Below are 12,329 nucleotides of genomic sequence, written 5' to 3'. Positions count from 1 at the left end.
GCCGTGGAAGACTTGCTGCTGCTGATCCACCGCATCCCGTTCCCGCCCAACAAGGGCGACAAGATCCGCTCCTACCACCTGCTCAAGCACCTGGCGCGCGACTACCGGGTGCACCTGGCGACCTTCGTCGACGACGCCGACGACTGGCAATACGTGCCGACCGTGGAAAAGCTGTGCGCCAGCAGCCACTTCGCCAGCCTGAACCCGACGCTGGCGCGGGTGCGCAGCCTGGGCGCGCTGGTCAAGAACCGTTCGCTCTCGCTCGACTACTACCAGGACGCCGGCCTGGCGCGCTGGGTCGACCAGACCGTGGCCGCGCACAAGATCGAGCGTGTGCTGGTGTTCTCGTCGGCGATGGCGCAGTACGCCGACAAGTATCCGCAGGCGCGCCGGGTGGTCGACTTCTGCGACGTCGACTCCGATAAGTGGCGCCAGTACGCCGACAAGAAGCCATGGCCGATGAGCTGGCTGTACCGGCACGAGGCGCGCCAGCTGCTGGCCTATGAGCGCCGCGTGGCGCGCGACTACGACGCCTCGCTGTTCGTGTCCGAACCCGAGGCGGCGCTGTTTCGCGAGCTGGCGCCGGAAAGCGATGCGCGCATCGGCTACTTCAACAACGGCGTCGACACCGACTACTTCACCCCGCACGCGGATTACGCCAGCCCCTACGCCGCGGGCGAACAGGCGATCGTGTTCACCGGCGCCATGGATTACTGGCCAAATGTCGATGCGGTGCAGTGGTTCGCGGCCGAAGCGTTGCCGATCCTGCGCGCGCGCTATCCGAAACTGTCGTTCTACATCGTCGGCGCCCGTCCAAGTCCTGCGGTGCAGGAACTGGGCAAGCTGCCCGGCGTGACCGTCACCGGCACCGTGCCCGACGTGCGCCCGTACATTGCCCACGCGCGCGCCGCGGTGGCGCCGCTGCGCATCGCGCGCGGCATCCAGAACAAGGTGCTGGAAGCGATGGCGATGGCCACCCCGACGGTGGTGTCGCCGCAGGCGCTGGAAGGCATCCGCGCCGAACCGGGCCGCGAACTGCTGCTGGCCGAAGACGGCGCCGCCTTCGCCGACGCGGTCGCGCTGCTGCTCGAACGCGGCGACAACGCCATGGGCCTGGCCGCACGCGCCAGGGTCGAAAACCACTATAGCTGGCCGAGCAACCTGGCCTGCATCGGGGAGCGCCTCGAATGCTGATGACCCCATCCAACGCCGCGCTGACCGCCGCTGCCCCGGTTCCCCTGAGCCGCGCCGGCACGCCTTCGCTGCTGCTGATCGTGCTGGCCATGCTGGCGCCGTTCGCGCTGTACTTCGGCACCGCGGCATCGATGGTCGACATCTGGAACAGTTCCGACACCTTCGCCCACGGCTACATCATCCTGCCGATCAGCCTGTGGCTGATCTGGCGCCGGCGCGAGCAGTTCGGCCGCATCCCGGCGCGCCCGTACGCGCCGGCGCTGCTGCTCCTGGTGATGCTGGGCGCGGCCTGGCTGGCCGGGCGCATGGGCGGGGTGCAGGTGGTGATGCAGTACGCCTTCGTGGCCATGTTCCCGGTGGCGGCCCTAAGCCTGCTCGGGCCGCGCCTGGCCGGCGCCTTCGCTTTCCCCTTGCTGTTCCTGCTGTTCGCGGTGCCGTTCGGCGAAGTTTTCGTCGAGCCGCTGATCCACCTGACCGCCGACTTCACCGTGTGGGCGGTGCAGGCCACCGGCATTCCGGTGCTGCGCAACGGCACCCGCTTCGACTTGCCGACCGGCTCCTGGTCGGTGGTGGAAGCCTGCAGCGGCATCCGCTACCTGATTTCCTCGATCACCCTGGGCAGTCTGTACGCCTATCTCACCTACACCAGCACCGCGCGCCGCGCCGTGTTCATCGGCCTGTCGATCGTGGTGCCGATCGTCGCCAACGGCCTGCGCGCCTACATGATCGTGATGATCGGCCACTACAGCAGCATGGAATACGCCACCGGCGTCGACCACCTGGTGTACGGCTGGCTGTTCTTCGGCCTGATCATGTTCATCATGTTCTGGATCGGCAGCTTCTGGCGCCAGGACGAGGCGGCACCGGCCAACACCAGCGCCCACGCGGCGCGTGCGCGCATGCAGGCGCCGGCGCCGGCAATGGCCCGCGTGGCGGCGCCAGGCATCGGCCGCATCGCCACCATGGCCTGCGCCGTGATCGCGATCGCCGCCGTATGGCCGGCGTTTGCCGTCTTCAACGATCATGCCAACCACAATCCGAAGCCGGTGAACCTGGCGGTGCCAAGCATCGGCTGGGAACAGAGCGCCGGCTTCCCGGACTGGCAGGTGCGCTACATGGAACCGGACATGCGCCTGGCGCGCACCTTCCGCGCCGCCGGCTCGGAGCGTCCGCTGCGCCTGGAAGTGCTGTACTACCGCAACCAGGACAAGCAGAAAGGCCTGATCAGCTCCGTCAACCGCCTGACCGGCGACAAGGACCCGTTCCACGTGGTGTCGAACACGGTGCGCACCGAACAGGCGGGCGGGCGCGCGGTGCCGCTGCGCGAAACCGTGCTGCTCGGTCCCCAGCAAAAGCTGCTGGTGTGGCAGCTGACCTGGATCGACGGCGACTACCTGACCAGCAACGTGGCCGGCAAGCTGCGCCAGGCGCAGGCGCGCCTGCGCTTCCGCGGCGACGACGGCGCGCTGGTGGTGCTGGCCGCGCCATACACCGACGACCCGCAGGCGGCGCGCGCTACCCTGCAGGCCTTCTTCACGCAGCACTTCGGCGCGCTCGACGCCGCCCTGAACACCACCCGGGAACGTTGAGCATGGCCGCGGTTATCCACTCCACGCCCCCGCTGCCGCCACTGGTGGTGCACCTGATCTACCGGCTCGACATCGGCGGCCTGGAGACGCTGCTGGTCGACACCATCAACCGCATGCCGCCCGAGCGCTACCGGCACGCGGTGGTATGCCTGACCGACTACACCGACTTCGCCCAGCGCATCACGCGTCCCGGCGTCGAGCTGTTCGCGCTGCACAAGCCGCCCGGCCAGGCGCTCGGCACCCACGCCACCCTGTGGCGCCTGCTGCGCCGCCTGCGCCCGGCCATCCTGCACACCTATAACCTGGGCTGCAACGAATACGCCGTGACGGCGCTGGCCGCCGGCGTGCCGGTGCGGGTGCATGCCGAACACGGACGCGACGCCGGCGACCCGCAAGGCCTGAACCGCAAGCACAACCTGCTGCGGCGGGCGGTCTCGCCCTGCATCGACCGCATCGTGCCGGTCTCGCGCGACCTGCGCGACTGGCTCGAAAACGTGGTCGGCATCGCGCCGAACCGCCTGCAGGTGATCGACAACGGCGTCGACACCGAACGCTTCCAGCCCGCTTCGGCGACGCAACTGTCAGCGGAAAGCTGGACCGACGAACCTGATACGTTCGTCATCGGCAGCGTCGGCCGCCTGCAGGACGTGAAGGACCAGGCCACCCTGATCGACGCCTTCGCCCTGCTGCGCAACATGCTGCCGAACGAAGCGCTGCGCCTGGTGCTGGTCGGCGACGGCCCGCTGCGCGCCAGGCTGGCCGAGCGCATCGACGCCGCCGGCCTGCAGGGCAGCGCGATACTGGCCGGGCCACGCGCCGACGTGGCGCCGGCGATGCGCGGCTTCTCGCTGTTCGCGCTGTCCTCGATCGCCGAGGGCACGCCGGTGACGATGCTGGAAGCGATGGCGAGCGGCCTGCCGGTCGTCTCGACCGCGGTCGGCGGCATCCCCGACCTGGTCCAGGACGGCGTGATGGGCACGCTGGTGCCGCCCGCCAACCCGCAGGCGCTGGCCGAGGCCCTGGCCGGCTACGTGCGCGACCGGGCGCTGGCGCGCAGCCACGGCGCCGCCGGCCGCGCCCACGTCGAACGCCGCTACAGCATGCGCGCCATGCTGGGCGCCTATCTCGACCTGTACGATGGACTGTGCCAGTCCAAGATCAAATCTCACAAAGCGATCACACCATGTGCGGAATAACCGGATTGTTTGACACCCTGGGCAGCCGCCCGATCTCGCCCGAGCTGCTGAACCGGATGAACGAGAGCCAGTTCCACCGCGGACCGGTGGAGGGCGACCTGCACCTCGAGCCTGGCCTCGGTTTCGGACACCGGCGCCTGTCGATCATCGCCCTCGAAGCCGGCCTGCAGCCGCTGTTCAACGAGGACGAGACGCTGGCGCTGGTGTTCAACGGCGAAATCTACAACTTCCGCGAACTGCGCGCCGAGCTGCAAGGCCTGGGTCACGTGTTCCGCACGCCGTCGGACAGCGAAACCATCGTCCACGCCTACGAACAGTGGGGCGAGGATTGCGTGCAGCACCTGCGCGGCATGTTCGCCTTCGCGATCTGGGACCGTCCCAACAAGACCCTGTTCCTGGCGCGCGACCGCCTCGGCATCAAGCCGATGCACTACGCGCTGCTGGACGACGGCATGTTCGCCTTCGGCTCGGAACTCAAGTCGCTCCTGTGCCTGCCGAACCTGAAACGCGAGATCGACCCGCTGGCGGTCGAGGACTACTTCGCCTACGGCTATGTGCCGGAACCGCGTACCATCTTCACCAGCGCCAAGAAACTCTTGCCGGGCCACACGCTGACCCTGCGCGTCGGCCAGCCGATGCCACAATCGAAGCAGTTCTGGGACGTGCCGTTCACCGCCCATGCGCCGATGAGCGAGCGCGAGATGGAAGAAGAACTGGTGGTGCGCCTGCGCGAGGCGGTGCAGAGCCATCTGATCGCCGACGTGCCGCTGGGCGCCTTCCTGTCTGGCGGCGTCGATTCCAGCGCCGTCGTCGCGATGATGGCCGGCGTCTCGGACAAGCCGGTGAATACCTGCGCGATCGCCTTCAACGACCCGGCCTTCGACGAATCCGAATACGCGCGCCAGGTGGCCGAGCGCTATAAAACCAACCACCAGGCCGAGACCGTCGACAAGGACGACTATGGCCTGATCGACACTCTGGCCGCGCTGTACGACGAACCGTATGCCGACAGCTCGGCGATTCCGACCTACCGCGTCTGCCAGCTGGCCAGGAAGCGCGTCACCGTGGCGCTGTCGGGCGACGGCGGCGACGAGAACTTCGCCGGCTACCGCCGCCACCGCATGACGATGGGCGAACAGCGCGTGCGCTCGATGCTGCCGCTGGCGCTGAGGAAACCCGTGTTCGGCATGCTGGGCAAGGTCTATCCGAAGGCCGACTGGGCGCCGCAGATGTTCCGCGCCAAGACCACCTTCGAAGCGCTGGCGCGCGACCTGACCGAGGGTTACTTCCACGGCGTCTCGGTCAACAACGACCGCGTGCGCAAGCAGCTGTTCTCGTCGACGTTCCAGCAGCGCCTGCAGGGCTACCGCGCGGTCGAAGTCATGCGCGGCTATGCGGCCAATGCGCCGACCGACGATCCGCTGTCGATGATCCAGTACCTGGACATGAAGACCTACCTGCCGGGCGACATCCTGACCAAGGTCGACCGCGCCAGCATGGCGCACGCGCTCGAAGTGCGCGTGCCCCTGCTCGACCACCAGTTCGTGGAATGGGTCTCGGGCCTGCCGTCGTCGAGCAAGCTGCGTAACGGCGAAGGCAAGCACGTGTTCAAGAAGGCGCTCGAACCGTATCTGTCCGAAGACATCCTGTACCGCAAGAAGATGGGCTTCTCGATTCCGCTGTCCGCCTGGCTGCGCGGCCCGCTGGCCGACACCATGCGCCGCGCGGTGCTCAATCCGGCGCTGATCGACACCGGCATCTTCAACGCCAGCTACCTGCAGCAGATCGTCGACGAACACCTGGCCGGCACCAAGGACCATGCGGTGACGCTGTGGTCGGTGCTGATGTTCGACGCCTTCCTGCGCAAGAATGGCGCCGCCAGCACGCCGGCACCGGCGCCCGTCGCCCAAGCCGCTTAAAAAAGCAAGATCAGCACACCGTTCGAAAGCACACCATGCGCGTCCTCCACGTCCTCGACCACTCGATCCCTCTGCATAGCGGCTACACCTTCCGCACCCGTTCGATCCTGCGCGAGCAGCGCGCGCTCGGCTGGGAAACCTTCCACGTGACCGGCTCCAAGCAGCACTCGGGCGCGCAGCTGGAAGAGACCGTGGACGGCCTGCACTTCTACCGTACGCCCGCTTCGACCGGCGCGCTGGCGAAGCTGCCGGTGCTGAACCAGAAGGAAGTCATCGACGGCCTCGCCAAACGCCTGGCCGAGATCATCCCGCTGGTGAAACCCGACGTGCTGCACGCCCACTCGCCGAGCCTGAACGCGGTCGCCGCCCTGCGCGCCGGCAAGCGCTTCGGCATCCCGGTGGTGTACGAGGTGCGCGCGTTCTGGGAAGACGCCGCGGTCGACCACGGCACCAGCAGCGAGAACGGCCTGCGCTACCGCGCCACGCGCGCGCTCGAGACCTGGGCCCTGAAGCGTGCCGACGCCGTCACCACCATCTGCGAAGGCCTGCGCAAGGATATCGTGGCGCGCGGCATCGCGGCTGACAAGGTCACCGTGATCCCGAATGCAGTCGACATCGACAAGTTCTCGGTGGGCGGCAGCGCCGACCTGGCGCTCAAGGAAAAACTCGGCCTGCAGGGCGCGCGCCTGATCGGCTTCATCGGCTCGTTCTACGCCTACGAAGGCCTGGACATCCTGCTGCGCGCGGTGCCGGCACTCAGCGCGCGCATTCCCGACCTGCGCGTGCTGCTGGTCGGCGGCGGTCCGCAGGACGCCCAGCTGCGCCAGCTGGCCAGGGAGCTGAACATCGAAGACAAGGTGGTGTTCACCGGCCGCGTGCCGCACGACGAAGTGCAGAAATACTACGACCTGCTGGACGTGCTGGTGTACCCGCGCCTGTCGATGCGCCTGACCGACCTGGTCACGCCATTGAAACCGCTGGAAGCGATGGCCCAGGGCCGCATCCTGGCCGCATCCGACGTCGGCGGCCACCTGGAACTGATCGAGGACGGCAAGACCGGCGTGCTGTTCAAGGCCGACGATCCGGTGTCGCTGGCCGACAAGGTCGGCGCCCTGCTGGACAACCCGGACAGCTGGCCGGCGCTGCGCGCCAACGGCCGCCGCTACGTCGAAACCGAGCGTAACTGGCCGGTCAGCGTCGGGCGCTATCCAAACATCTACGGCCGCATCACCGGCAAGGGCGCCAAGCAGGCGGCATGAAAATCCTGACCTTCAGCACCCTGTTCCCGAACGCGGAAAAGCCGGGCCACGGCATCTTCGTCGAGAACCGCCTGCGCCACCTGGTCGCCAGCGGCCAGGTCGAAGCGCGCGTGGTGGCGCCGGTGCCCTGGTTCCCGTCGGCCCATCCGCGCTTCGGCAACTGGGCGCGCATGGCCAGGGTGCCGCGCAGGGAAGTGCGGCACGGCTTGCAGGTGGCGCATCCGCGCTACCCGACCCTGCCGAAGATCGGCATGAACGTCGCCCCCGCCCTGCTGGCGCAGGCGGTGCGGCCGACCATCGCGCGCCTGATCGACGAAGGCTTCGACTTCGACCTGATCGACGCCCATTACTTTTACCCGGACGGCGTGGCGGCGGCCATGCTGGCGCGCTACTTCGGCAAGCCGCTGGCGATCACCGCGCGCGGCTCGGACATCTCGCTGCTGCCGCGCTATCGGCTGCCGCGCCGCATGATCCAATGGGCGGCGTGCCGCGCCGACGCGGTGATCACGGTATGCGACGCGCTGCGTGATGAGGTGATCGAATTGGGCGTGCCGCCATCGCACGTGACCTCGCTGAGGAATGGCGTCGACCTCACGCTGTTCCGCCCGATGGAACGCACACCGAACAAGGACTTCACCCTGGTCAGCGTCGGCCACCTGGTGCCGGTCAAGGCCCAGGAACTGATCGTGGCCGCGCTGCCGCTGCTGCCGGGCGTGCGCCTGGTGCTGGCCGGCGACGGCCCCAACCGCCGCATGCTGGAGCAGCTGGCCGACGAGCTCGAGGTGCGCGAGCGCGTCACCTTCCTCGGCGCGCTGCCGCAGGCCGCGCTGCGCGAGCACTACGCGCGCGCCGACGCCATGGTGCTGGCCTCCAGCCGCGAAGGCTGGGCCAACGTGCTGCTCGAATCGATGGCCTGCGGCACGCCGGTGGTGGCCAGCCGCGTGTACGGCACGCCCGAAGTGGTGGCCGCGCCGGAAGCCGGCATCCTGATGCAGGAACGTACCCCGCAGGGCGTGGCCGACGCCGTCAACGCCCTGCGCGCGAACTACCCCGACCGCGGCGCCACGCGCCGCTATGCCGAACGCTTCAGCTGGGACGACACCACCGCCGGCCAGCTGCGCATCTTCGGCGACATCTTGCAGCGGCGCCGCGCGCCGCGCGCCGGCGCCGCAGTGGCGCCGGCTTCTGGATTGCGAAAACATTAATGGAATCGATACTCTGGGCCCTCGACCTGGTGGCCGTCGCCTACCTGTGCCTGTGGGCGCTACGCGAAGACAACAAGCCGGACACCGGCGACGACGTGAAGCAGGACTGAACCGATGCGCGACCTGTTCTTGCTGGGCATCCTGCCCATCCTGCTGTACGCCATGTTCAAGCGCCCCTTCATCGCGCTCGGCATGTGGCCGTGGACCGCGCTGTTCTTCCCCAACGGCTGGGTGTACGGCATCGCCGGCAGCATCCGCTACAACCTCCTGATCGCCGGCATCACCATCGTCGGCTACCTGGTGATGAAGAACAAGCCCAAGGTGACCTTCGGCCTGCTCGGTGCGCTGGTGCTGGCCTTCTTCTTCTGGACCACGATCAGTACCATGGTCACGATCGGCCGGCCCGAAGTGGCCTGGGTCTTCTGGAACCGCTTCTCGAAGGTGATCGCGCTGTTCGTGTTCGTGGTGCTGATCGCGGAAAAGAAGCTGCACCTGGACGTGCTGCTGTGGGGGGTGGCGCTGTCGGTCGGCTTCTACGGCACGCTGGAAGCGCTCAAGTTCGTCGCCAGCGGCGGCGGCCACATGATCACCGGCATGAGCGGCCACGTGCTGGGCGACCGCAACGAGCTGGCGGTAGCGTTCGTGATGACGCTGCCGATCTGCGTCTATCTGCTGGGGGAGTACGGCAAGCGCGCGCGCATCCTGCAGGTGGGCCTGATCGGCGTGATGTGCATGCTGGTGTTCGCGGTGGTCGGCACCCAGTCGCGCGGCGGCTTCATCGCCCTGCTGACGCTGGGCGGCTACCTGTTCATGAAGAGCGACCGCAAGATCCTGCTGTCGGTACTGATCGTGATCCTGGTCGCGGTGCTGACCAACTTCGTGTCCTCGGAATATACCGAGCGCATGGACACCATCGAGACCGCCACCTCGGACGCCTCGTTCATGGGCCGCGTCGTGGTCTGGAAACTGAGCTTCATCCTGGCCATGCAGAACCCGTTCTTCGGCGGCGGCTTCAAGGCGATCGAGAACTATGCGGTGGCGTCCGAGATGGCGCGCGAATTCTTCAGCTACTCCTGGTTCTATACCGGCGACGCGCTGCCGGTCGGCTTCGCGCGCGCCGCCCACAGCATCTACTTCCAGGTGCTGGGCGACCAGGGCTTCGGTGGCCTGGCGCTGTACCTGGGCTGCCTATATTTCAGCTGGAGCAAGGCCGGCAAGGCCGCCAAGACCATCCGCCGCGCCGGCGGCGCGCGCTGGCTGTCGACGATGGCGACCTCGATCCAGCTGAGCATCTTCGCCTTCGCGGTGGGCGGCGCGGCGCTCAGCTTCGCCTACTTCGACCTGATCTTCACGCTGTTCGGACTGGTGATCGTGCTCGAGACGCGCCTGGTGCCGGCCGAACTGAAACGCCTGGCCGCCGCCAGATCGGCGGCCGCCGCGCAGGCCACGTCGACCGCCCTCGTCCCGTCACCGGCGCCGGCGCCGCGGCCTGTCCCAGCCACCCGTCAAGGAGCATGACCATCGTCCGCCCTTCCCTGCGCCTGGCCGCGCCCCTGGTGCGCGCCATCGGCAATGCGATCGCACCGCGCGCCGAGGACGCGGGCCGCCTGTGCATCGTCAATTACCACCGCATTCTGGCCCTGCCCGACCCGCTGCTCGACGACCCGACGGTCGACGATTTCCGCTGGCAGATGGACGTGCTGGCCGAGTGCTTCAACGTGCTGCCCCTGGGCGAAGCGGTCGAGCGCCTGGCGCATGGCGCCATGCCGCCGCGCGCGGTGGCGATCACCTTCGACGACGGCTACCGCTCGCTGCACGACCTGGCGCTGCCGATCCTGCGCGAGCGCGGCCTGGCGGCCACCGTGTTCGTCACCAGCGGCCACATGGCCGACGCCAGCAGCATGTGGAACGACGTGATCCTGGAAGCGGTGCGGCGCCTGCCCGGTCCCGCGGTCGACCTGCGCGACATCGGCTTCGACACCTATCCGCTGGCCACGCCGGCCGAGCGCAGCGCCAGCGTCAACCTGCTGACCGAGCGCTGCAAGTACCTGGTACCGCAGCAGCGCGCCCTGATGCTGGCGCGCCTGCAGGAACTGGCCGGGGCCGACCTGAGCCAGGAGCTGATGCTGACCGACGCCATGATCGGCAACCTGCTGGCCAACGGCGTCGACATCGGCGGCCACACGGTCACCCACCCGATCCTGGCGCGCATCGACGACGCCAGCGCCCAGCGCGAGATCGAGGACAACAAGCGCGACCTGGAACGCATCACCGGACGTCCGGTGCAGCTGTTCGCCTACCCCAACGGCAAGTACGGCGCCGACTTCGACGACCGCCACATGGCGATGGTGCGCGCCGCCGGCTACCGCGCGGCGTTCAGCACCGCGGCCGGCGTCGCCACCCGGCGCCATGACCCGTTTCAGCTGCCGCGCAGCCGGCCCTGGGACAGCAATCCCCTGATGTTCGCGGCGCGCCTGCTGCAGTGGTTCCATGGAGAGCGGCATGTCGTCGTCTGAAGTCCCGATCAAGCGTTCGCTCGGCATCGCTTTCATCACCCAGTACGCCGAGCTGGCGATCGGCTTCGTCGGGGTGATGATCCTGGCGCGCATCATCACGTCCGAGGAAATCGGCATCTATTCGGTGGCGGCGTTCCTGATGGCGCTGCTGCACGTGTTCCGCGACTTCGGCGTGGCCAAGTACGTGATCCAGGCGCCGCAGCTCACGCGCGACAACATGCGCTCGGCGCTGGGCGTGGCGATCCTGCTGGCCTGGGCCATGGCGCTGCTGCTGCTGGCGCTGCGCCAGCCGGTGATCGATTTCTACGACGAGCCGCGCCTGCACGGCATCATGACCGTGATGGCGGCCAGCTTCGCGATCACGCCGGTCGGCTCGCTGTTCAACGCCATCTACCGCCGCAACATGCAGCTGCGCAAAGTCGCCGCCGTGCGCATCGGCAGCGCGCTGTGCGGCACGGTCGTGTCGGTGGTGCTGGCCCTGCGCGGCCATGGCGCAATGAGCCTGGCCTGGTCGAATTTCGCCGGCATCGTGATGTTCGGTCTGATCGCGGTGGCGCTGCGCCAGGGCGCGATCCCGCTGCTGCCGCGCTTTACCCACATGCGCGAGATCCTGCAGTTCGGCAGCATCGCCAGCCTGGGCACCCTGGCCAACGTCGGCAGCAGCAATTCGCCCGACGTCATCATCGCCAAGTCGATCAGCCTGGATGCGGCCGGCTATTTCAGCCGCGGCAACGGCCTGGTGCAGATCTTCAAGACCCTGGTGATGGGCGCGGTGCTGCCGCTGGTGCTGCCCTACTTCTCGGCGCTGCGGCGCGACAGCAGCGACATCGTGCAGCCGTACCGGATGGCGATCACCTACCTGACCGGCTTCGCCTGGCCGTTCTTCGGCGTGATGGCGGTGCTGGCGCTGCCGGCCATGCGCACCCTGTACGGTCCCAACTGGGACATCTCGGCGCCGCTGGTGCAGATCCTGTGCGCGGCCGGCGCGATCTCGATGCTGACCATCTTCGCCGGTGACGTCATGATCGCCAACGGCCACGTCAAGCAAGTGACCAAGATGCAGCTCATGACTCAGCCGGTGCGGGTGGTGGCGGTGCTGGCCGGCAGCCTGCTCGGCCTGCACGCGGTGGCCTGGGGCATCGTGCTGACCGAACTGGTGGTGCTGGCCGGCACCTCGCACCTGCTGCAGCGCACCGCCGGCATCGGCCTGGGCGCGGTGCTGGGCGCCACCGCGCGCAGCGCGCTGGTGACCGGGTGCGCCGTGGCCGGCCCGCTGCTGCTGATGGTCTACGAAGGCTCGTCCGGCATGCCGCTGGTGGACGCCGTGCTCGGCGGCCTGCTGGCCCTCGTTGGCTGGCTGCTCGGGGTGGTCTGGAGCCATCATCCGATCCGCGGGCAGCTGGTACAGGCCCGGGTCTGGCTCGGCGCGCGCCTGCCGTCGCGGAGCTGAC

Annotated in this window: 9 protein-coding genes; all 9 read left to right on the top strand. The window is 68.3% G+C overall.

Translation table 11 applies throughout. The features are described from left to right. The first annotated feature begins 3 nt into the window (after nucleotides 1-3). The 9 genes from RTQ83_RS08930 to RTQ83_RS08890 all read left to right on the top strand — a co-directional run bounded on the left by RTQ83_RS08930 (nucleotide 4) and on the right by RTQ83_RS08890 (nucleotide 12,328). Nucleotides 4-1,194 (top strand): TIGR03087 family PEP-CTERM/XrtA system glycosyltransferase, encoded by a 1,191-nt coding sequence (locus tag RTQ83_RS08930; RefSeq protein ID WP_312513467.1) that lies wholly within the window; start codon nucleotides 4-6, stop codon nucleotides 1,192-1,194. Beyond that, nucleotides 1,194-2,783 carry an exosortase A gene (gene xrtA / locus RTQ83_RS08925; protein ID WP_312513465.1) on the top strand — a complete coding sequence of 530 codons (1,590 nt, stop codon included), beginning with the start codon at nucleotides 1,194-1,196 and terminating at the stop codon, nucleotides 2,781-2,783. The genes RTQ83_RS08930 and xrtA overlap by 1 nt, the downstream gene beginning before the upstream one ends. Nucleotides 2,784-2,785: 2 nt before the next feature. Beyond that, on the top strand, nucleotides 2,786-3,979 hold the full coding sequence (locus tag RTQ83_RS08920) for a TIGR03088 family PEP-CTERM/XrtA system glycosyltransferase (protein WP_312513463.1): 1,194 nt from the start codon (nucleotides 2,786-2,788) through the stop codon (nucleotides 3,977-3,979). Further along, complete coding sequence (locus RTQ83_RS08915) at nucleotides 3,967-5,898, top strand: XrtA/PEP-CTERM system amidotransferase (protein WP_312513461.1); 1,932 nt, start codon at nucleotides 3,967-3,969, stop codon at nucleotides 5,896-5,898. Before RTQ83_RS08920 ends, RTQ83_RS08915 begins: the two co-directional genes overlap by 13 nt. 35 nt (nucleotides 5,899-5,933) lie before the next feature. Beyond that, on the top strand, nucleotides 5,934-7,157 hold the full coding sequence (locus RTQ83_RS08910) for a TIGR04063 family PEP-CTERM/XrtA system glycosyltransferase (protein ID WP_312513459.1): 1,224 nt from the start codon (nucleotides 5,934-5,936) through the stop codon (nucleotides 7,155-7,157). Continuing rightward, nucleotides 7,154-8,362, top strand: a complete 1,209-nt coding sequence (locus tag RTQ83_RS08905) for a glycosyltransferase family 4 protein (RefSeq protein ID WP_312513457.1) — start codon at nucleotides 7,154-7,156, stop codon at nucleotides 8,360-8,362. The genes RTQ83_RS08910 and RTQ83_RS08905 overlap by 4 nt, the downstream gene beginning before the upstream one ends. 114 nt (nucleotides 8,363-8,476) lie before the next feature. Then, entirely contained in the window at nucleotides 8,477-9,880 is a 1,404-nt protein-coding gene (locus RTQ83_RS08900; protein ID WP_312513455.1) for a putative O-glycosylation ligase, exosortase A system-associated, read from the top strand. Further along, nucleotides 9,877-10,878 (top strand): polysaccharide deacetylase family protein, encoded by a 1,002-nt coding sequence (locus RTQ83_RS08895; protein WP_312513451.1) that lies wholly within the window; start codon nucleotides 9,877-9,879, stop codon nucleotides 10,876-10,878. Before RTQ83_RS08900 ends, RTQ83_RS08895 begins: the two co-directional genes overlap by 4 nt. Beyond that, complete coding sequence (locus RTQ83_RS08890; RefSeq protein ID WP_312513449.1) at nucleotides 10,865-12,328, top strand: oligosaccharide flippase family protein; 1,464 nt, start codon at nucleotides 10,865-10,867, stop codon at nucleotides 12,326-12,328. The genes RTQ83_RS08895 and RTQ83_RS08890 overlap by 14 nt, the downstream gene beginning before the upstream one ends. The last annotated feature ends 1 nt before the right edge of the window (nucleotide 12,329 follow it).

This window comes from Massilia sp., assembly GCF_031995545.1.
Taxonomy (GTDB): Bacteria; Pseudomonadota; Gammaproteobacteria; order Burkholderiales; family Burkholderiaceae_D; genus Telluria.
This window is presented reverse-complemented; position numbering and strand designations above follow the sequence as displayed.